Raw genomic sequence first — 22,418 nt, 5'->3', positions numbered from 1 at the left:
GTTGTTAATTACCGGAGAGCCTGATTGATGTTTGATACCAAAGTCGCACTGATTGTTCGTCATGACCTGGCAATGTGGCAGCGTCTGAACGTGGTGGCGTTTCTTGCCAGCGGCGTGGCTTCCGCCGCGCCGGAAATGATGGGTGAACCCTATAGGGATGCGCATGGCAATCGCTATGGCAATATGCTGGGCCAGCCGATGCTGGTTTTTGAAGCAGAGCTTAACGGCTTGCAGAATGCGCACCGAAAAGGGCTGGAGCGGGAACTCACGCTGATCCCCTATGTATACGCCATGTTTTCTACCGACCATGACCAGGCCAACCGCGATGTTTTTCTGGCCGAGGATGCGGATAACCTGGATTTAGTCGGCCTGGCGTTACGCGGCCCGAAAAAGGCAGTAGATAAAGCGATGAAGGGGCTGGCGCTGCATAAATAGGCCGCAACGGTTTATTGCCTCTGGCCCGCCCGTTTCCCTGCGTCAGATAAATGGAACTTGCGTTTAGCGGCAGCCACTCAAGGATCTTTATCTGACGGAAGGAAAAACGATGCGCCTCTCTGGGTTTTCACCATCAAACTTTACCGCGCCGCGCGAACCTGCGTTGCCCGATGCGGGAACGCCAACGGCTAAGCCGCCTGAGGCGAAAAGCGCTGGCCTGGCTCCCCTCTCTTTTAACCGCTCGACGCTGTCGGGCCAGAGCAATCTGCCGCTAGTCGGGCAACCTGGCCGACAAACCACACCGCCGCTTGCACAGCTACTGTCGAGCCTGATCGGCAACCTGCTGTCGGAGCTCACCGGCTCCGGCGCGATGACCGGCGCGCTGCCGCTCACCTCCGCCGCCAGCGGGCAAATGCCGTTTGAGCAAGTCATCACCACGCTTGGCAGACATGAAGATCTACTGAAAAAGCCGCTCGATCGGGCTGGCGTGGAAAAGCTGCGTAACGATCCTGCAACCCCAAGCGATGCCAAACAGGCGCTGGACGCGCTGGCAAACAATCCCGCGATGTTTGATGCCATTGACCCGGCGAAGAACGGCAAAAGCGACGGCAAGATCAGCGCAAAGGATATTCAGAAGTGGCAGCAGAATCCGGCGATCAGGCAATATGCCGATGCTAAAGCGGAAACCTATACCCATGATTATGTGCCGTCAGACTCTGCGCCCGGCTCGCCTGCGCGTGAGATGAACGCGAATGACGCCATGCGTGAGCTTTATCTTTACTCTGAAAGCCTGCCGAAGAAAGTCAGCCTGGAAACCCTGCAGAAAATTGCCGATGGCTCGCAGGATATGGGCAAATGCCCGCCGCAGGTGGCCGCCGCGGCGAAATATTACACCAGCCATCCCGAACAGTGGCAGCAGCTTACCGGTAAGGACGATCCCGGCGCGAGCGTGTCACGCGATCGTTTATGTGATGTCGCCGCTTACAATGTGAAACTCTCACCGCAGGAGAGCAAAGCGCTGGAAACGCTGCAAAACAATAAAGATATTTTCTTCAAGGGCGGCGGCATTAAGCCCGACAAGCTGACCAACATTGCCAATGACACCCATAACAGTCAGGAAGTGCGCGATGCGGCCAACCTGCTTAGCCAGCCGAACTCAATGCTGTTTTCCATGCTGGATAACGGTAAGCATGGCGCGGGCGGCAACTTCTTTAATAAAGCCAATGACAGAAACATCGGCAAAGGCGATCTGGATGCCTTTATACGTAAAGGCTCCAACCAGGTTGCCTCGCCACCTCAGTTAGCCAACGCGCCCACCACGCTGAAAGAGCTGAGCGCGCAGGATGATATGGCAAGAGGGCAGGAAACCCAGCCCGATCAGAAAAAGCAGAAGGGCGGCGGCATCTTTAAGCTGCTTGATATCCTGAGCTATGTGGCTACCGGTTTGAGTATGCTGATCCCCGGCGTCGGGGCGGCGGGCGTCGCGGCAACGGCGGGACGCGCAGCGCTGACGGCAGGACTGAAAGAAGGCCTGAAGCAGGGCGTGAAGGAGGGGGTGAAAGAGGGAGCCGGTCAGGCGATGAACGCGGCGTTAACGGCACAGTCGGGCAATCAACAGGTGAGCGCGCCACGCGTCTGGGCACAGAGCTAAGTCGCTGCGGGAGAAGAACAATGTATATCTGTGCAGGCGAGCGCGGAAAATCCTTTCTTTAAGCTGAATGCAGCTAACCAGCGCAGGCTCGGCTGCTGCGACAAAATCCTTTGTGCGGGCGAGGCCCGCTGCGTCAATAAAAAAGGCCGCGTTTGCGGCCTTTTCTCAACTAAACGCGATTATTCAGTAACTTTGTTTTTAAGCTCGCTGGCGCCTTCTTTGGTTTTGTTCCAGCCTTTCTCAGTGCCTTCTTTGGTGGCGTTCCAGCCCTTTTCGGTGCCTTCTTTGGTTTTATGCCACGCTTTCTGCGAGCCTTCGCTGGCTTTGCTGCTCAGATTATCGCTTTTACCTTCAGCGGCATGCTCTGATTTCAGCTTCATCTCTTCGCCCTGATGCTGCGTCTGATGCAGCTTTTCTTTGGCGGTATGCGCCCCTTCATGCGCGGCGGCAACGGTATCATCCGTTGCGTGGGTGGTGGCCGCGAAAACCGGCGAAGCCAGCATTAAAGCAGACAGTGCGATGATAGTCTTTTTCATATTCCCTCACTCAATAAAGGTTAGCAATCTAATAGTATAGTTAACAATGGCACGATTAGCGGAGGTTCGCCTTCAGAATAAACTGTAAAAATCAGACGTGACCAGGCCCGTTCAAACATGCGCCTCCTGCTACACTCTGTCCGTGATTTTCAGGAGGGAGGTCAAATCCGGTTAGGGCATTCCGGCTTACTATTTGCTAAACCCACCCGCTTTTCTTTAAAAACTGAGGCGCCGTTTAATGTTTTCCCGCTTTTTTATTTATCGCCCGGTGTTTGCCTGGGTTATTGCCATTTTGATTATGCTTCTTGGGGCGCTTTCCATTACTCAACTGCCGGTGGAGCAGTATCCGGATGTGGCGCCGCCTTCCGTTAATATCAGCGCCACCTATACCGGCGCATCCGCCGAAACGCTGGAAAACAGCGTGACGCAGGTGATTGAGCAACAGCTGACCGGGCTGGATAACCTGCTCTATTTCACCTCCAGCAGCAGCTCGCGGGGAAGCGTTACCGTAACGGTGACCTTTAGCCAGGGCACCGATCCCGATACGGCGCAGGTGCAGGTGCAGAATAAAGTGCAGCAGGCGCTGTCGCGCTTGCCCAGCGAAGTACAACAGCTTGGCGTGACCGTAACCAAATCGCAGTCCAACTTTTTGCTGGTGATGGGGCTGTATGACACCAGCAATAAAAGCAGCAGTAACGATATTGGCGACTGGCTGGTGAGTAATATGCAGGAGCCGCTTGCCCGTACGGAAGGGGTGGGGGATATTCAGGTGTTTGGCGGTCAGTACGCAATGCGCATCTGGCTGGACCCTTACAAGCTGGCCTCGTTTTCGCTACAGCCGGCGGATGTCTCCGCGGCGATCCAGGCGCAAAACATTCAAATTTCCGCCGGTAAAATCGGCGGGCTGCCTTCGCCAGATAATCAGCAGCTGACCGCCACAGTGCGCGCGCAGTCGCGCCTGCAAACGCCGGAACAGTTTCGCAATATCATCGTAAAAAGCGATCGCAACGGGGCGATTGTGCGCGTCGGAGACGTGGCGCGCGTTGAGCTGGGCAGCGAGTCTTATGATATGTCTACCCGGCTGAACGGTCATCCGGCTGCGGGCGTGGGCGTGATGCTGGCGCCGGGCGCGAACGCGCTGGATACCGCCACGCTGGTTAAACAGAAGGTGGAAGAGTATCGCCATTCCATGCCTGCAGGCTATGAAGTGGCTTACGCGCTGGACAGCACCGACTTCATTAAGATCTCCGTGCAGGATGTGGTGGTGACCCTGATTGAAGCGATCGCGCTGGTGATCGTGGTGATGTACCTGTTTTTGCAGAACATGCGCGCCACTATTATTCCGGCACTGGCGGTGCCGGTGGTGCTGTTGGGCACCTTCGGCGTGCTGGCGCTGTTCGGTTATACCATTAACACGCTGACGCTGTTCGCGATGGTGCTGGCGATCGGCCTGCTGGTGGATGACGCCATTGTGGTGGTAGAGAACGTCGAGCGCATTATGCATGACGAAGGCTTACCGGCGCGGGAAGCCACCGAGAAGTCGATGGGCGAGATATCCGGCGCGCTGGTGGCCATTGCGCTGGTGCTTTCCGCTGTGTTTCTGCCGATGGCGTTTTTTGCCGGTTCAACCGGCGTTATCTACCGCCAGTTCTCGGTGACGATTATTGCCGCGATGGTGCTTTCGGTGGTGGTGGCGCTGACGTTAACGCCTGCGCTTTGCGGCATGCTGCTTAAGCCGGTAAAACCGCATCGCCGTGGGTTTTTCGGTGGGTTTAACCGCTTTTATGCGGCGACCGAGCGTAAATATCGCCATAAGGTTCTGGCAACGCTACGCCGCCCGCTTATCCTGATCGCGCTGTATGGCGCGATAGGCGTTGTGCTGTTCGTGATGTTTACCCGCCTGCCGGGCAGCTTTCTGCCTACGGAAGATCAGGGCAGCATTATGCTACAGGCGACCCTTCCCGCAGGCGCAACGTCGAACCGTACGGAGGCGGTTAACCAGCAGATCATCGACTGGTTTCTTAGCGAGGAAAAAGAGAATGTTGATGTGATATTTACTATCAACGGCTTTAACTTCAGCGGCGCAGCGCAGAACGCCGGAATGGCTTTTATTAAATTAAAAAACTGGGACGAGCGCGAAGGCACGGCTAATTCCGCCGGGGCGATCGCCGCCCGCGCCACGGCTGCGCTTTCTTCGATTCGTGACGCGCAGGTGTTTGCGTTGACGCCGCCTTCCGTTCCGGGTTTGGGCCAGAACAACGGCTTTACCTATGAGCTGCTGGCCAGCGGCGGCACTACCCGCAGCGAGCTGGCCTCATTGCGTGACCAGCTGTTGCAGAAAGCGGCGCAAAGCCCGGCGCTGACCGCCGTCAGGGCTAATATTCTGCCGCAGACGCCACAGTTGCAGATCGATATCGATACCAGTAAAGCGGTCGCGCTTGGACTTCAGCTGAATGATGTGACCAGTACGCTGACCAGCGCCTGGGGCGGCGCTTATATCAATGACTTTATCGATCGCGGACGCGTTAAACGCGTTTATATTCAGGCCGATGCGCCTTATCGCTCTGCGCCGTCTGATTTAAATAACTGGTATATCCGCAACGCTGATAACGGCATGACGCCATTTTCAGCTATCGCTTCGACCCGCTGGACCATGGGGCCGGAAACGCTGAATCGCTATAACGGCTCCGCCTCATTTGAAATCCAGGGGCAGAACGCCGAAGGTTACAGCTCCGGTGATGCGATGAATACCATTGAGCGGCTGGCTAACCAGCTGCCGGCCGGGACGACAGGCGCATGGAGCGGGCTGTCGCTGCAGGAGAAACAGGCGGGAGGGCAGTCAACCGCGCTGTATGCCATCTCGGTGCTGGTGGTGTTTCTCTGTCTGGCGGCGCTTTATGAGAGCTGGTCCATTCCGTTTTCGGTACTGCTGGCGGTGCCGCTGGGCGTACTGGGCACTTTGCTGGCCGTTAGCCTGCGCGGGCTGAGCAACGATATCTATTTTCAGGTGGCGCTGCTGACCACGGTTGGCCTGACCTCCAAAAACGCTATTTTGATTATTGAGTTTGCTGAGGATGCGGTCAAACAGGGGCGCTCGCTGAGTGCGGCGACGTTGCAGGCGGCGCGCACCCGCCTGCGCCCGATTATCATGACTTCGCTGGCCTTTATCGCAGGCGTGACGCCGCTGGCGGTAGCGACTGGAGCGGGCGCTAACAGCCGTATCGCCATCGGCACCGGTATTATCGGTGGTACGCTGGCTGGCACGGTGCTGGCGCTGTTTTTTGTGCCGCTGTTTTTCGTGCTGGTGAAGCATTATCTCACCAGCCATCGCGCCACGCGCCAGCAGCACGCTAACTCCACCGCCGACCGTTAAGCGCTTTTACCTGACACTGCCCGCGGCCTCGCGCCCGGGCAGTAAAAAAGCACGCAGGGTTAATGCGTGCCGCCTTTCTGGTTTTTTAGCTTTATCTTACCGTCACGCTCCCGAGGTACACTATCCGGCCTGGTATTCAATAAAGGTGGAGAAACGGTGTCCAGAGCCTGGTGTTATCTTTTTCTGGCGATAGTGGCAGAAGTGAGCAGCGTTGTAGTGATGAAGTTACTTTCCAGAGAAGCTAACTGGGCAGGCATGGTGCTGATGTATTTTTCCATTGGTCTTTCTTTTACTTTTATGGCGCTGGCGCTGAAAAAAATTGCCCTGGCGGTCGCCTATGCCACCTGGGAGTCGCTGGGGCTGTTAGCAGTGGCGGCGATCGGCAGCATTTTCTTTAAAGAGCAGCTTAGCGTAATGCAGTTTGTCGCGATTCTGCTGTTATTGGGCGGCGTGCTGCTGGTAAACATTGCTGAAAACGAACACGGAGAGTGTTGACGATGGCTGCTTATTTTTATCTGGCCATCGCCATTGTGCTGGAAGTGACCGCCAACGGTTTTCTGCAACGCTCAGAGGGTATGGCGAAAAAGCTGCCTGGCGTGGTGGGGTTACTGTTTATTTTTGCCTCGTTTACCGCGCTGTCGCAGGCGCTGAAAGGGCTGGATATGGCCACCGCTTACGCCATTTGGGGCGGCTGCGGCATCCTGCTGACAGCCTTAACCGGCTGGATTATTTTCAAACAGCCCCTTGGTAAAAAAGGTTGCGTGGGGCTGCTGATGATTACCGCAGGAATGGTGCTGCTGAAGCTTGGCTGACTGGCGTATTGCCGCGCTGGGTTATTGTTTGAGGTTTCGGCTGTTTAAATCGCCGGAACCGCTAGCGGGGTATGACTATTTATTATCGTTGTCGGTAACGCTTTGCGTTAATAATTAATGGTGTAGAAATGAAAGCACAATATTAATGATTTTATTTTTTATCATGTTTTTTAATATATATAGCATGGTAACGATGTGCGGCGTTTTCTGAAGTTTTCGCTGCAATGTCTGTCATTTCAGTTGCTATTTTCGATGGTCTTCTCATTTTTAAGTTTTCCTGCATATTTTCATGGATATCAAATTAAACGATAGATTATTCTATGCGGCGTAACGTTCATTCGCTGAGGTATATCATTTACCTCGCAAGGTTAGGTCGAAATGGAATTCAATCTACTATTTCACAGGAATATATATTTCCTGTTCGCGCTATTTTCCGGCGTGGCTTTTTCTGCCGCTCCCGGCGACGAGCAGTTTATCCTGCAGCAGCAGCGCCAGCAGGCCTTAAAAGAGCAGCTGACTCCGCCCGTCCCCGATGTGCGCTTATTCCCGCCAGCGGCAATGTCCGGGCGGATTACCTTTCCCAGCGAGAGCCCCTGCTTCACGATTAATCAGGTAACGCTGCAAGGCCAGCAGGCGCTTCCTCACTGGCTGCCGTTGCAAAAGCTGGCGGATCGGGCGATCGGAAAGTGCCTCGGCACGCAGGGGATTAACCTGCTGATGAGTTCGCTGCAAAACCAGATTATCTCCCACGGCTGGACAACCACCCGCGTGTTGGCTCCCGCGCAGGATTTAAAAACCGGCCAGCTGCGGCTGACTATCGTGCCGGGCCAAATCCGTTATGTGGTGATGACGCCGGACAGCAGCCGCTGGTTCTGGCCGTATGGCGCTTTTCCTGCCCATGAGGGTGATTTACTTGATCTGCGCGATATCGAGCAGGGGCTGGAAAACCTGCAACGCCTGCCGACCGTGCAGGCGGAAATGGAGATAGTTCCGGCAGCGCAGCCGGGCGAGAGCGATATTATTATTACTCGCCAGCAGCGTAAGTTTTGGCGGCTGGGGATGTCGCTGGATGATGCTGGTACTATCGCCACCGGACGCTATCAGGGCGGTTTGACGCTCTCGCTTGATAATCCGCTAGCGCTCAGCGATCTGTTCTGGTTCTCACTAACCCACGATTTACAGCCCGGAAGGGAAAAAAGTAACCAGAACCTCAGCGCCTGGTGGTCTGTGCCGGTTGGCTGGTGGTCACTCTCATTAACCGGCAGCGACTATCACTATCATCAGACGGTAGCGGGCCTGACGGAGGATTACCGCTACGGCGGCAAAAGCAGGACGCTAAGCGCACAGCTCAGTCGGGTATTACACCGCAGCAGCGCGCAAAAAACCACGCTCACCTGGGACGTACAAACCCGTACCACCCGTAACTATGTCAACGATACCGAAGTCACCGTTCAGCGTCGTCACATCTCCTCATGGAAAGCGGGGCTTCAGCATCGCCACTATATCGGTTCGGCGACGCTTGATGCAGGCATCAGCTATCAGCGTGGTACCCGCTGGTTTGGCGCGCAGCCCGCGCAGGAAGAGTTGTTTAATGAAGGCACGGCGCTGAGCCGCATTCTGCACACCGATGCCCGCCTGAGCCTGCCTTTTACGCTGGTCAGAGAAAACTTCCGCTATGACGTGGCCTGGCAGCGCCAGACCAGCAATACGCCATTAACCACGCAGGAGCAATTCTCTATCGGAGGGCGCTGGACAGTGCGCGGCTTTGACGGTGAGCGCACCCTCAACGCCGATCGCGGCTGGATGGTGCGCAATGATTTATCCTGGCGTTTGCCGCTGTCGGGAGGCGAATTTTACCTTGCCGCCGATTATGGCGAAGTGGCCGGTAAAGGGTCGCAATCTCTGGTAGGCAACCATCTGGCTGGCGGCGCGGCAGGATTGCGCGGCAGCCTGTGGCGGGTAAGTTATGACCTGTTTGCCGGCGTGCCGTTTTCGCGTCCACCCGGGTTTAAAACCAGCCCGGCGACCTTTGGTTTCAACCTGAATATGGATATCTGACCATGCGCTATAAGGGATTTACCGTGCATGCGCCGCTGCTGCTGGGCGGAGAAGATGGCGAGGCCGAAATATTGGGCGCCGCCGTCTGGCTGTGGATGCATTCGGACATGCATCGGGATGCGCCGCTGCATGTGCTGCCGCTGGTACTGCTGCCGGTGATAAAGCGCCGTCAGTACGTACTGGTTCAGGAAGGCGACCGCCCGGTCTGTTTTCTGAGCTGGGCGTGGATGGATGAAAGTATGGAGCGGCGCTATCTGAATCACGGCGTTCTCTCCCTGCCGGAAGCCGCGTGGTGCTGTGGCGAACGCATGTGGTTTCGGGACTTTATCGCACCGTTTGGCCATGTCCCGCAGATGTTCCGCCTGCTGCGCGAAGAGATATTTCCTCATCATATTGCCCGTTTGCTTTGGCATCGGGGCGGAGACAAAGGCCGACAGATTAAAACGTTTTATGGTCGTCGGGTTACCGTTGACGAGATCCGGCAATGGAAACAGGCGTATCCGTTATCGCAACAGTGATTGTCCCGGATCCTGCAATACCCGGCTGATTTAGCAGATTCAGAAGAAAAGGAATTCAACAATGAACAGGCTCTTGTACCGCGTGGTGTTTAGCAAAGTTCGTGGCATGCTGCTGGTGGTAGCGGATATCGCGCGCGCCTGCTCGGGGGGAGCGCCTTCTTCCGCTACAGGTCATAACCACCGTCGCCTGGTCGCCCGTCCGGGCGTGCTGAGCTTTAGCCTGTGGCTGGCGCTCGGCGTCGTGCAGACGGCGCAGGCTACGATTGTGGCCGATAAATCTGCGCCGGGAAGACGGCAACCCACAATAGTGGTTAGTGCTAATGGTACGCCACAAATTAATATCCAGACGCCGTCCGCTGGCGGCGTCTCTCGCAATAGCTACAGCCGGTTCGACATCGATAAAAAAGGCGCGATTCTCAATAACTCTCGCACGCATGCTTCCACCCAGCTGGGCGGCATGGTGGCCGCTAATCCTTGGCTGGCAAAGGGTGAAGCCAAAATTATTCTCAATGAGGTTAACGCCCGCGATCCAAGTCGGCTGAACGGCTATATCGAGGTGGCAGGCCGCAGGGCGCAGGTGGTGATCGCCAGCCCGTCGGGTATTACCTGTAATGGCTGTGGCTTTATCAACGCCGGGCGTACCACTCTGACCACCGGCACGGCGCAGATGCGTAATGGCAATCTGATCGGCTATCAGGTGGATCGGGGTGAAATAGTGATCGAGGGCAGAGGGCTGGATGCTTCACGCCAGGATTACACCGATATCATCGCCCGCGCGGTAAAGGTGAACGCTGCAATTCACGCCCATGATCTAAACGTTACCGCCGGGCGTAACCAGGTGGACGCCGCGCATGATAAAACCACGGCGCAGAGCGATAACGGTTCGCTAAAACCACAGCTTGCCATCGACGTCGCGCAGGTTGGCGGCATGTATGCCGGAAAAATTCGCCTGCGCGCCACGGAACAGGGCGTTGGCGTGCGCAACGCAGGCTATGTTGGCAGCGAGGCGGGTTTGGTAACGGTGACGGCTGACGGACGTATCGAGAACAGCGGTGAACTCAGCAGCTATGGTGCTCTGCAGCTGAGTTCCGCCAGCGGCGTGATCAACAGCGGCAGGATGCTCAGCCAAGAGAGTTTGACGGCGAAGAGTGGCGGAGATTTCAGCAACAGCGGCAGCATTTGGGCATCGGCTGACGCCAGGGTAACGGCGTCTGCTGCGGTGCAGAACAGCGGCTCTGTGGCCGCTCGCAATAACGTTACGCTGTCAGGTTCGACGCTGACCAGCAGCGCCAAAAGTGCGCTGGCGGCGGGCGTACAGCCTGATGCTGGTCTGGGCAACAGTGGCGATCTCACGTTGAACGCCTTCGGCAAACTTGAGATGAATGGCCTGAGCCTGGCTGGCGGCACGCTACGCGCAACAGGGCAAGGGCTGGATGCAGCGGGCAGCCAGACGAAGGCGAACAATATTATCCTGGATGCCCGGCAGGGACGCCTCAGCACCGCTTCCGCATTGGTAATAGCTGATGACACGCTGACCGCGACGACGGCCGGAATGCTGGATAACGCCACTGGAAAAATAGCCGCAGATAAACTTTCGCTTACCGCCAGGCGGTTTGATAACCAACAGGGGCAGCTGATTCAGAGCGGCGCGCAGGCGCTAATGCTAAACCATCGGGATGGCATTAATAACCGCAATGGAAAGATAGCCACCAACGCCGTCGATCTCACGCTTCAGTCTGCTTCGCTGGATAACCGCGACGGGGAAATCACGCACGTCGGAAGCGGAACGTTATCGATCGCCGCCGCGACGTTGCAGGGCGATCACGGCAATATGCTCTCTTCCGGTGCGCTGAAGCTGGGCGGTAAAAAGCTGGTGTTGGATGATGCCGTCACTGCGGCAAACCATATCAGCATTGATGCCGGAAACCTGTCAAATCGCGCCGGACAACTGATACAGAATGGGCAGGGCGCGATGACGCTGATCGTGCGAGAGAAGACCGATAACCAGCGCGGGCTGATAGCGGCTAACGGTGCGATATCGTTGAATACTATGCACTTTGGCAACCGCAGCGGCCGGATTCTGGCGGCTGAAAATGGTAGCCTGACGGTAACCGCATCCGGGCAGGTCGACAATCATGACGGCATGCTGGCGGCGGCCAATAACCTCACGGTCAACACGAATCGGCTTAACAATGACGGCGGTCAGATCAGTACGCAGCAGGGCGCGGCGCGGCTGTCCAGCAGCCAACAGATGAGCAATGTTGCCGGGCAGATTGCCGCCGCGCAGGCGTTGCAAATAACGGCGGCTGGCCTGGATACCCGCCAGGGCAAACTCATCGGGAACACGATCTCACTGCTGTTGGGCGAGAAGGCTCTGAATAATCGCGATGGCGTGATGGCGGCGCAGAATGCGCTTACCGTCAGCAGCGGCGAACTGCATAACACTAACGGGCTAATGCAGTCCGGCGCGGCGATGCGGATTGATACGCATGGTTACAGACTCAACAACAGCCAAACCGGCGAGAGCGGCGGCATTCAGGCTGCAGGTTCGCTGGCGATAAACGGCGGAAATCTTGATAACGTGCAGGGCCACATCGTGGCAGACGGCGATGCCATACTGACGATTGAGCAATTGAATAACCAGGATGGGCTGCTGGCTGCCCGGCAGCAGATGACGGTTTTGGCCAGCGGCGCAGTGAATAATGACCGTGGACTAATACAGTCTGGCGGCAGTATGCGCCTGGACGCGCAGCAGAATGCTCTGAGTAACCGCAACACGCAGGATGGCGGCGGAATTATCAGCTTCGGTAGGCTAAACGTGACCGCTGGCGCGATAAGCAACCAGAACGGGATGCTAGGCGCTGCCAGGGCAGCCGACGTTCAGGCAACGGCGGTGGATAACCGCAAGGGCATACTGGCCTCCCAGTCTGGCATGCAGCTGAGCGCGCACGCCCTGAATAACCGTGACGGCACGTTGAGCGCCGGGCAGAAGATGGCGCTAACGCTCGACGGCGAGCTTGATAATAACGCGGGCCAGGTGAGCGCCGGTGGCAGCCTGAACGCTATCGCCGGGCAGTTGCAAAATGCTCGGGGCATGATGGTGACCGGCGGCGAGGCACAGCTGAACATTGGGCAGATCGATAACCGTCATGGGCAGCTGGTGGCGCTGGGCAACTTCACCTTACGCTCAGTATCGCTGAATAACGACAGCGGCCTGCTGCAGAGCGGCAGCGCGCTGATCTTGAACGCCGGACAGATCAGTAATCGGGAGAGCGGCGAAACCGGTGGTATCACCAGCCAGAATGAGATGCAGATTAACGCCTCAGCGCTGAATAATAACGGCGGCATGCTGCTTGCCGGAAAGCAGGCTACGCTGGATACAGCCTCGTTCAGTAATATTGCCGGTACCCTGGCGACGCTGGGCGCCCTGAAGCTAAGTGTGCAGAGCGATACGGATAACCAGCACGGGCTGATCCAGGGCAATGGCGTAGTGCTGGATAGCGCTGGACACCAGCTGGATAACCGGGAAGGCACAGTTAATAGCCTGGCCGCCATGCAGATGGTTATGAGCGGGCTGAACAACCAGAGCGGTACGCTGGGCGCAAAAAGCGACATCAACTTACAGGCCGCCTGGCTGGATAACCGCAATGGCGGCCGCGTGGTGGGTGAAGGTCATGCCGATGTCACCCTGGAAAGGTTGCTGAACAACGGCGGGCAGATACAAACCGTTGGCAACCTGCTGGTCAGCGCGGCACAGGGCGTGATTGATAATATGTCAGGGCTGCTGCGCAGCGGAGCCACGGCGACGCTGAATGCCGCATCGCTGATTAACCGCGACACCCTGAAGAGCGAAAAGGGCATTGAAGGGCGGGATATCGTTATCAACAGCCGTGAGCTGGATAACGCCGCAGGCAGCGTGCTGGCCGGGCAGAGTCTTTCCATTATCAATCACGCAAAACTTGATAACCGCAGCGGTGACCTGGCGGCGGGCGGCGCGCTGGCGCTTAGCGGCGCATCTTTGAATCTGGTGAACACCGCCGGGATCGTGAAGGCGGGCCAACAGGTAACCGCGCAGGTTGACCGCCTGAGCGGAGACGGTCAGCTGTTGTCACTTGGCGATATGATGCTGAGCAGCCGTGAAGCGATCAATAACAGCGGCGACATGATTGCCAACGGCAACTTCACGCTGACCACGCCGGGAAGCATCACCAACCATGGCCGACTGCTGGCGGGGGCGAAGCTTGATCTTACCTCAGGCAAACTGCTTAACGCCGCTAGCGGCGAAATCGTCGCCGGTTATACCTGGCTGACGGTAGCGAACGCGTTAAACAATCAGGGCCTGATTAACGGCAGCGGGACGCGGCTGCTGGCCGATACGCTGACCAATAGCGGCACCGGCCGTATTTACGGCGATTATTTGGCTATTCAGGCCAGCACGCTGAATAACCGTGCGGCAAACGGCGTCGCTGCGACGATTGCCGGACGCAAGCGTGTAGATATCGGTGCTGGAACGATTAACAACCTCGATCATGCGCTGATTTATAGCGATGGCGAACTGGCGCTGGGTAGCAGACTTAATGAGAATGGGGTGGCTACCGGGCAGGCGGACCAGCTGAATAACCACAGTTCAACGATAGAATCTGCCGGAAGTATGGCGCTGGCGGCGAGGCAGCTTAACAATATCAACGACCGCTTCGCCACTGAAGTGGTGCAGATTTCCACCGAGCAGATAACCGAATATCAGCACCGGGGCTCCCCAACTCGGTGGTCGGCGGACGAAGCGGGTGTGTTTGTTGACCGCAACTCGTCCGATCGCCTGCTGAACCTCAACACGCCGGATAAGACCGGACATAACAACGACAATTTCTATCAGTACGACTACACCCGTATCACGAAAGAAGACGTTATCAGGGAGAGCGATCCCGGGAAAATTTTTGCTGGCGCAAGCCTGGCTGTCAGCGCGGATCGGGTGCTGAATGATAAAAGCCAGATTGTGGCGGGCGGCACGCTGGGGATAGCGGCGAATAGCGTGGATAACGTGATGCCGGAAGGTAGCCGCTGGATAAGCGATAAAGGTACCGTCATTCACTATTCCCGTAAATCGCGTAAGGGAAAAGACAGCCAGAGAAAAAGCAGCGCTGAGTATGTTCCGCCTACGGTGATCCAGTCTATTACCCTGAAGCCGGGAAGGCTGGAGGGCGGTAGTCAGCCGGAGGGCAGCGGTCTGCAGATAGCAGCAGCGCAGCAGCAGGGAACCCATGTCGCTATTGAGGACACCGGCAGCGTATCGGCAACGGTGGTGGGTAGCGATATCCATCCCGGCTTGCAAAATATTGCGCATGTGGATAGCCCGTCCCTCGGAGAGATGGCCGAGGTGAACCGTCCGGTGGTGTTAAAACCAGGTCAGCAGTATGAGGTGCCGGGTAAAGGCGAGCAGGCGACGGTAGTGCGCGTCAGCGGGCCGAACACACGCCTGCCGGATACCAGCCTGTTCAAGACGCATCCGGAGCCGGAGGCGGGCTATCTAATCGAGACCGATCCGCGTTTCACCAACAATAAGAAGTGGCTCGGCAGTGATTATATGCAGAACGCTTTCTTGCATGATGGCGACAACCTGCATAAGCACCTTGGCGACGGCTATTATGAGCAGCGACTGGTGCGGGAGCAGGTTATCGCCCTGACCGGTGGGCGCTATCTGGCTGACTATCGCGACGACGAAGCGCAGTTTAAAGGGCTGATGAATGCGGGGATTGCTTTCGGTAAGCAATATAACCTGATCCCTGGCGTGGCGCTGACCGCAGCGCAGATGAGCCTGCTGACGGAAGATATGTTGTGGCTGGTGAATACCGAGGTGGAACTGGCAGACGGAACGCGGCAGACGGTGCTTGTGCCGCAGGTATATGCGCGCGTGAAGAAAGGGGATATCGACGGTTCGGGCGCGCTGCTGGGCGGGCAGAACCTGGTAATGAACCTGAACGGCGATCTGCTGAACAGCGGTACGATAAGCGGGCGCGAGGTGGTGCAGCTCAGCGCGGAGAATATCACCAATCAGGCGGGAGCTATCCAGGGAGCGGATATAAGCCTGCTGGCGCGCACAGATATCAACAATGTCGCGGGTGCGATTGCGGGAAGTCATTCGGTGCTGGCCAACGCCGGGCGCGATATCAATATTGTTTCCACCACCCACAGCGCCGGGCAGGACAGTTTTGAACGCACCACTCTTAACCGTATCGCCGGGATTTACGTGCAGGGCGAAGACGGCAAACTGTCGCTCAGCGCCGGGCAGGATATCACTCTGGCAGGCGGGCAGGTGATTAACAGCGGTGCCCTGAGCCAGACGGTACTCAATGCCGGGCGCGACCTGAACCTTAACGCAGTGATGACCTCGGCCAGCGATAATCTTACATGGGATAAAGATAACTGGCTGAAGCAGTCCGTTACGCAGCACGCTGGCAGCGAGGTTACCGGGGCGGGCGCCGTGCTGCTGCTCGCCGGGCAGGATATCAAGGCGCAGGTCGCCAGCGTCTCCGCAGGCGACAGCCTTGGCGCAGGCGCGGGGCGTAATATCACCATCAGCGCCGTAACGGACAGCAAAAATTTTGAATCGCACCATAAATCCACCGGCAGCAATGGCGCGTTCTCTAAAACGACCATTACCACTCACGATACGTCCACCAGCGAAACGGCACGGGGCTCGCAGTTCAGTGGCGACAGCGTGACGATGCAGGCGGGCAATAATCTGCTGGTGCAGGGCAGTAGCGTGGTGGGTAATAACGAGGTGCGCCTGACGGCCGACAATAACCTGACCATCACCACCGCCGAAGAACATGGCAGGGAAAGCCATCAGCGTCAGGAGAAAAAAGCGGGTCTGTCGGGCACCGGCGGTATTGGAGTGACCTATGGGACGCAGCAGCTGAAGGTGACGGACAGCGCACAGGAGGTGACGCATCGGGGCAGCACTGTTGGTTCGGTGAATGGTAACGTCTCGCTGAGTGCAGGTAATTCACTGACGGTAATGGGTTCAGACCTGGTAGCCGGAAAAGACATGGCGCTGGCGGGTAAAGATGTGTCGATTGTGGTGGCGGAAAATAACAGTACGCAGACGCATACAGTGGAGCAGAGAACGAACGGTCTGACGCTGGCGCTGTCGGGCACGGCGGGAAGTGCGCTGAACACGGCGGTGACGCAGGCGAAATCAATAAAGGATGAGGGTAACGGACGGATTCTGGCGCTGAAGGGAGTGCAGGCCGCGCTGAGCGGCGTGCAGGCGGGTCAGACGGTGATGCTGAACCAGGCGCAAGGGGGCTCACCGGGCAGTATGGTGGGGGTGAACCTCTCCTACGGCAGTCAGTCGTCAAAATCGGAGCAGACGCAGAGGCAGAGTATCTCACAGGGAAGCACGCTGACGGCGGGGAATAACCTGAGCGTGAGTACCTCGGCAGGGGATATTCGCGTGCAGGGGAGCCAGCTGAAGGTGGGTAACGATGCTGTACTGAGCGCCAGCCGGGACATCATCATGACCTCCGCGGAGAACATCTCCTCGCTGACCGGGAAGAATGAGAGCCACGGGGGGGCGTTGGGGGTGGGGGTGAACGCTGGCGGCGGCGCGAACGGGATATCGCTTAACGCCAGCGTGAACAATGCCAGAGGCAAGGAGAACGGCAACGGCACCACGCATACGGAGACGACAGTTGATGCAGGCAACCATCTCAGCATCGTCAGTGGTCGCGACACCACGCTGACGGGTGCCCAGGTGAGCGGGAAGAGTGTCACCGCCGACGTGGGGCGCAACCTTCTGCTTGCCAGCGAGCAGGACACCGATAAATACGACAGCAGACAGCAGAGCGCCAGCGCGGGAGGGAGTATCAGCATGGGCGGCGGCTCAGGCAGCCTCAGCCTGAGCAGGGACAAAATGCACTCAGATTATGCGTCGGTGCAGGAGCAGACGGGTATTTTTGCCGGTGAGGGTGGCTTTGACGTCACCGTTGGAGCGCGCACGCAGCTGGACGGCGCGGTAATTGCCTCAACGGCGGCAGCGGAGAATAACCGTCTGGAGACGGGCACGCTGGGTTGGCGTAATATCCGTAACGAAGCGGAATATAAGGTTGAACACCAGAGCGTGGGTGTGAGCACCGGCGGCAGCGTGGGCAGCCAGTTTGTGGGGAATATGGCAAATGCTTTGCTGAGTGGCCTGAACGGCAGCGGCAGCGCCAGCTCGACCACACAGGCGGCGGTGAGCGAAGGCCGCATTGTCATCCGCGACAACGCGAATCAGCAGCAGGACACGGCAGGCCTGAGCCGGGATACGGAGAACGCGAATCCGGGGCTGGCACAGATATTTGATAAAGAGCGTGAGCAGCAGCGGCTGCGGGAAGCGCAGCTGATAAGCGAGATTGGCAGCCAGGTCGCAGATATCGCCCGGACGCAGGGGAAAATAATCGCAACGAAGGCCGCAAATGAAAAGATGGCGAGCGCCACGCAGGCTGACCGTGACAGGGCGCTGGCGGAGCTGAAAAAGCAGGACCCGACGAAGCGGTACAGTGATGATGACGTCACCAGTCAGGTTTACAATCACTTCTACAACCAGGCGCTCAGCGAAAGTAAGTCAGGCACCGGCGGTGCCGTACAGCAGGCCATTCAGGCGGCGACGGCGGCGATACAGGGGCTGGCGGGCGGTAACCTCGGGCAGCCGGTGCGGTGAGCGGTGAAGTGATGGCGCAGCTGATGATGGAAAAGCTGTATCCGGGTAAGAAAGTCAGCGAGCTGACGGAAACCGAGAAGCAGACCCTCAGCGCGCTGGGTACACTGGCGGCAGGTCTTGCGGGCGGCCTTGCGGGTAACAGCACGGCGGACGTGCTGGCCGGAGCGCAGATTGGGAAGAATGCGGCTGAGAATAACTTCCTGCTCCCTGCCGCGCCGGTTGCGCCCGTTGCGCCGCCTGCTGGCGGTAATGGTGAGGTGAATCCGGGCAACGGCTGCAACGGCGCATCGGTCTGCGTGATGACGAAACCGGACGGCAGCGTTGAGGAGACGCCGCCGATTACCGACGGACCGTCCATCGTGGAAGCGCGCGATGAAGCCGCAAAATCCCGCGACCCGAACGTGGCGAAAGATCTTACCGATGCGGAAAAAGCTGAGCTGGGCGGTTCAGGATCGGGAACGCCGGGCGGCTGGGAACCGCAGGACGAGGAGAATGGGCGGAATCAGGAGTCTCAGGCCAGTAACTCAGAGAAATTATCATGGGAGTCGTGGCAAAATTATCCTAAGAAGACTATAGATGGCCGCCAGTATGCACAGATTGGAGATCGTTTATATTCACAACATGCAGTTGATAGGATGCAACCTTCAGGCTTAGGTTCTCCGGCTGGAACTTCAGGGCCGGGCAGAAACATAACGCCTAATATGGTTGAACATGTAATAAAGAATGGCTCACCACAAAATAGCGTTGTTAATGGCGTTACCCGAACTACCTATTGGAGTGGTGATGTAGGAGTGGTTACTGAAAATAATGGTAACGTAATCGTGACAGTCCTACGGAGAAGTGGGCAATGATTAATTGGATTTACCCAGAGGTTATAGCTGATCTCATTGAAGCTTGTAATGATTTTATTAATGGAAAAATTACAGCACAAGAGATACAAAGTAAAATTTATGGTGCAGAAAATCAAATAGTTGCTATTGATGAGAAATGGTTGAGAGAACTATTATTTAATGCAGAAAATGAAATTGAACTGTTGATTTATACAGTTGATGAAGGACAATTACAAAGCTCAGTAATGCCGATAGTTCAAAATATTTTGAGTAAAATTAAATAGTGAAATCCCGCCCTTTACCGGCGGGATTTTTACTTTAAACCCCGTCAGCTACTTCTCCCCGGCCAGCCGGATGATCAGCTGCCCCGGTCCGGTGATCACTTCGATCTTCTGTCCGGTCTCAAACCCCAGTGCCGTTATCCAGCGGCCTTTAAGGGTAATTGAGGGCGACGGCTTAAACTTCCGCTGATCCCGGATATAGCCCACGGTATAGCGGCAACAAAGTCACGGCGGATATTGGGCGCGACCTGCTTATCCGCAGCCAGCAGGACAGCGATCGCTACGACTCGAAGCAGACCAGCTTCGGGGCGGGCGGTAGCTATGGCTTCAGCACCATGCCGGTATCGGGCTACCTCAGCCTCAGCCAGGACAAAATGCGCAGCCGCTACAGCAGCGTGCAGGAGCAGAGCGGCATTTTCGCCGGTGAGGGCGGTTTTGACATCACCACCGGCAACCACACGCAGCTGGACGGCGCGGTAATCGCCTCCACGGCGGAGGCCGGTAAAAACCATCTCGACACCGGCACGCTGGGCTTCAGCGATATCGGCAACGCGGCGGATTATAAGGTCAGCCACAGCGGCATCAGCGCCGGGCTCTCCAGCGCCGGTCCGCTGGGCGGTCAGCTGCTGTCGAATGCACTTTCTAACGCCACCGGCACGCTGCTGGCGGGGCTGGGCGGTAAAGGCCATGCGGAAGGCACGACGCAGGCGGCGGTGGCTGACGGCACCATTACCATCCGTAATCAGCAGCAACAGCAACAAAACCTGAATGACCTGAGCCGCGACACGGAACACGCCAACGGCAGCATCAGTCCGATATTCGACAAAGAGAAGGAGCAGAAGCGGCTGCAGATGGCGCAGATGGCGGGCGAAATCGCCGGTCAGATGAGCACCATCGTACAGACGCAGGGCGATATCAACGGCCTGGAAGCGGCGAAGAAAGCTGGCGTTAAGGGCACGGCGAACGAGCTGCGTGATAGCGACGCCTATAAAACCGCGCAGCGCGATTTCGGTACTGGCGGTAAGTGGCAGATGGTGACGCAGTCGGTGAGCGGCATCCTCAGCGGGCTGGCGGGCGGCAACGCGATGCAGGCGGCGGCGGGCGCGCTGAATCCGTGGGTGGCGCAGGTCATCAAACAGCAGACCACTGACGCGAAAGGCAACGTGAACGTAGCGGCGAGCTGGCGGCACGCTATATCGCTGAGCAACGCTTTGGCGCGGACACGCAGGCGAAAATTGATGCGCTGAGCGAGGACCAGCGCCAGGAGCTGAGCCTGATGAGCACGCTGGCAGCGGGGCTGGCAGGTGGCCTCGCCGGTAACAGCACGGCATCCGCCACCACCGGCGCGCAGGCCGGGAAAAATGCGGCTGAGAATAATGCGCTGGGCGCTATGGCTGGCTCAGGTCTGGGGTTCTGGTTAGGGAAAACACCTGACGCAACAGCAGCTGATAAAGCGAAAATGGCTGGCGATATAGCGAAGGGAAATGCGATTGTCTCAGCAGGAGTAGCCAGTACAGTAGGGGTTGGTGCCTTAACGGCGGAACAGGCTGCGATGTGGGCGCTGGGCGCGGGTGCAAATGCGGGAGTGCAGTATTTAGATAACGGGGAAGTGAATCCGGTTAACTCAGTAATAGCAGGCTGGGTAAATGTGGCGACTATAGGGCAGGGCTGGAAGGGGACTGTAGCCTGGAACAGTGCGGGGGGTGCTTTGACTAATACTATAAATGGTGATGATCCACTGACCGGAGCTATAACAACGGGGGCAGGTGCTTGGGCTGGATATGGTGTTGGTAACTATATTGTGAAACCGGCAGCAAATACGGCGGGTAAGTGGTTAACCGGTGGCTGGAATCCGAAGTTTGATGCTAACTTGTTGAAATACAGTGAGGTGAAAGGTCAGTTCGGTATTTCGAAAGAAATGTTGCCGAGTCGGATCCCTGGCGCAATAGGTAATGCCAGCGGCAGCTTAACATCTGAGTTTGGAAGTATTTTAATCCAGGAAAAAAATAATGGGATGGAGGGAGGGGAATGAAGAGCCTTCTATTCTTAATTACCATAATAATACTCTGCATATTAGGGATGTTTACTATTGGTGTGATATTTTATATTTCTATGGAGGTTTTTTTCTATATTTACGCCGGTGTGCCGTTATATTTTGAAGTTTATCAATTTAAGAGATTGTTAAAAATGAGTGTTGGTGGTGGTGGTATTTTAGGCTTAGGGGTTGGTATGCTTCATTTATTCAAAGTTAAAGGTTTTTAATCCGAAAAGGATACATCACAAGTGTTTTTGTACCATATACTGGTTGAGAATAATGCGCTGGGAAGTGTTTTGCAGCAGCGAATAAGCAGCAATCTGGCACAATAGAGAATTACGAATCAGGAACACAGGCAGCAATAAAAGAAGCCTGTAGTGGAGGAACGCCAGTGTCCTGTGAAACGGCGATGGCTGCGGTAGAGAGTGTAATACAATGGGGGCAGGCGCCTGGGCTAGATATGGTGCTGATAAATATATTGTGAAGCCGGCAACCAATTTGGCGGGTAAGTGGTTAACTGGTGGCTGGGATCCTAAATTTGATGCTAACTGGTTGAAATACAGTGAGGTGAAAGGTTAGTTCGGGATTTCGAAAGAAATGTTGCCCAGTAAGATACCTGGGGCAGTAGGTAATATGGGAGCTTCCATTACATCAGAAATGACTAAGACTGAACTACAAAAAGGCATTAATGATAAATTTAAGAAAGGAGAGCGTGAATGAAACTATTTATTTCCAGCCTCTTCATCATGGCTACTTCCATGTTTTCAGGGATTGCAATTGCTGAGTTTTCTTATTTTATATTGCTTATCATTAAATATTTTGCATATGGGGAAGTCGATTTTAGATGGTCAGAAGTTTTAAGAGGCCTAAGGATGGGAGGGGCAGGAGGAGGAATACTGGGTTTTGGTATAGTTTTGTTTCACTTCCTTGGCATAAAAGGATTTTAAGTAAAGATAAGGGTAAATTTGTTATTGAGAATAACTCGTTAGCCCATGTACTGGCAGCAGCGAACAAGCAAAAACCCGGCACCACGGCAAATTATGAATCAGGAACACAGGAAGTAATCAGGGAAGCCTGTAGTGGAGGAATTCCAGTATCCTGTAAGACGGCAATGGCGGCGGTTGGGAGCGCAATAGCCTGGCCGTTTTTGCCGGGAGCGACCGCAGCAACCAGCCTGATAGGTGCGGG

At 56.3% G+C, this 22,418-nt stretch carries 14 protein-coding genes and 1 pseudogene; 13 read left to right on the top strand and 2 right to left on the bottom strand.

Going from position 1 to position 22,418, the window contains the following annotated elements:
* Window positions 1–27: 27 nt before the first annotated feature.
* Both J2X14_RS20335 and J2X14_RS20330 read left to right on the top strand, forming a co-directional pair.
* Entirely contained in the window at window positions 28–435 is a 408-nt protein-coding gene (locus J2X14_RS20335) for a DUF2000 family protein (RefSeq protein ID WP_352412959.1), read from the top strand.
* A gap of 109 nt (window positions 436–544) precedes the next feature.
* Window positions 545–2,086, top strand: a complete 1,542-nt coding sequence (locus J2X14_RS20330; RefSeq protein ID WP_352412958.1) for an HrpF/NolX family T3SS translocon protein — start codon at window positions 545–547, stop codon at window positions 2,084–2,086.
* A gap of 179 nt (window positions 2,087–2,265) precedes the next feature.
* Here the strand turns inward: J2X14_RS20330 and J2X14_RS20325 are convergent, their stop codons facing one another.
* Entirely contained in the window at window positions 2,266–2,622 is a 357-nt protein-coding gene (locus J2X14_RS20325; protein WP_352412957.1) for a KPN_00521 family repetitive protein, read from the bottom strand.
* Between the two features lie 238 nt (window positions 2,623–2,860).
* Here J2X14_RS20325 and J2X14_RS20320 point away from each other — a divergent pair, with 238 nt between their 5' ends.
* From J2X14_RS20320 to J2X14_RS20285, 8 genes are all read left to right on the top strand, one after another.
* Complete coding sequence (locus tag J2X14_RS20320; protein WP_352412956.1) at window positions 2,861–5,995, top strand: efflux RND transporter permease subunit; 3,135 nt, start codon at window positions 2,861–2,863, stop codon at window positions 5,993–5,995.
* A 156-nt stretch (window positions 5,996–6,151) separates the two neighbouring features.
* Window positions 6,152–6,490 carry a DMT family transporter gene (locus J2X14_RS20315; RefSeq protein ID WP_352412955.1) on the top strand — a complete coding sequence of 113 codons (339 nt, stop codon included), beginning with the start codon at window positions 6,152–6,154 and terminating at the stop codon, window positions 6,488–6,490.
* Window positions 6,491–6,492: 2 nt separating this feature from the next.
* Window positions 6,493–6,807 (top strand): multidrug/spermidine efflux SMR transporter subunit MdtI, encoded by a 315-nt coding sequence (gene mdtI / locus J2X14_RS20310; RefSeq protein ID WP_352412954.1) that lies wholly within the window; start codon window positions 6,493–6,495, stop codon window positions 6,805–6,807.
* Between the two features lie 378 nt (window positions 6,808–7,185).
* Window positions 7,186–8,865 carry a ShlB/FhaC/HecB family hemolysin secretion/activation protein gene (locus J2X14_RS20305; protein WP_352412953.1) on the top strand — a complete coding sequence of 560 codons (1,680 nt, stop codon included), beginning with the start codon at window positions 7,186–7,188 and terminating at the stop codon, window positions 8,863–8,865.
* Between the two features lie 2 nt (window positions 8,866–8,867).
* Window positions 8,868–9,383, top strand: a complete 516-nt coding sequence (locus tag J2X14_RS20300) for a toxin-activating lysine-acyltransferase (RefSeq protein ID WP_352412952.1) — start codon at window positions 8,868–8,870, stop codon at window positions 9,381–9,383.
* A 61-nt stretch (window positions 9,384–9,444) separates the two neighbouring features.
* A complete protein-coding gene (locus J2X14_RS20295) occupies window positions 9,445–18,084 on the top strand; it encodes a two-partner secretion domain-containing protein (RefSeq protein WP_352412951.1) in 8,640 nt (2,879 codons plus the stop codon).
* Window positions 18,085–18,107: 23 nt separating this feature from the next.
* A complete protein-coding gene (locus tag J2X14_RS20290; protein WP_352412950.1) occupies window positions 18,108–18,935 on the top strand; it encodes a VENN motif pre-toxin domain-containing protein in 828 nt (275 codons plus the stop codon).
* Window positions 18,932–19,198 carry a hypothetical protein gene (locus tag J2X14_RS20285; RefSeq protein WP_352412949.1) on the top strand — a complete coding sequence of 89 codons (267 nt, stop codon included), beginning with the start codon at window positions 18,932–18,934 and terminating at the stop codon, window positions 19,196–19,198. The genes J2X14_RS20290 and J2X14_RS20285 overlap by 4 nt, the downstream gene beginning before the upstream one ends.
* 48 nt (window positions 19,199–19,246) lie before the next feature.
* On the opposite strand, the gene J2X14_RS20280 is transcribed toward J2X14_RS20285, so the two are convergent.
* Complete coding sequence (locus tag J2X14_RS20280) at window positions 19,247–19,402, bottom strand: SymE family type I addiction module toxin (RefSeq protein ID WP_352412948.1); 156 nt, start codon at window positions 19,400–19,402, stop codon at window positions 19,247–19,249.
* Between the two features lie 5 nt (window positions 19,403–19,407).
* Between J2X14_RS20280 and J2X14_RS21040 the strand changes: the two are divergent.
* The 3 genes and pseudogenes from J2X14_RS21040 to J2X14_RS20260 all read left to right on the top strand — a co-directional run.
* Window positions 19,408–21,227, top strand: a pseudogene (locus J2X14_RS21040) (VENN motif pre-toxin domain-containing protein); the annotation flags it as partial.
* The gene (locus J2X14_RS20265) at window positions 21,224–21,457 is read left to right on the top strand and encodes a hypothetical protein (protein WP_352412945.1); all 234 of its coding nucleotides are present in this window, start codon (window positions 21,224–21,226) and stop codon (window positions 21,455–21,457) included. The pseudogene J2X14_RS21040 and the gene J2X14_RS20265, both read left to right, overlap by 4 nt.
* 489 nt (window positions 21,458–21,946) lie before the next feature.
* The gene (locus tag J2X14_RS20260; RefSeq protein ID WP_352412944.1) at window positions 21,947–22,177 is read left to right on the top strand and encodes a hypothetical protein; all 231 of its coding nucleotides are present in this window, start codon (window positions 21,947–21,949) and stop codon (window positions 22,175–22,177) included.
* The last annotated feature ends 241 nt before the right edge of the window (window positions 22,178–22,418 follow it).

The organism is Mixta sp. BE291 (genome assembly GCF_031457955.1).
Classification (GTDB): domain Bacteria; phylum Pseudomonadota; class Gammaproteobacteria; order Enterobacterales; family Enterobacteriaceae; genus Mixta.
The sequence above is the reverse complement of the archived record's forward strand: the minus strand, read 5'-3'. Positions and strand labels throughout refer to the sequence as shown.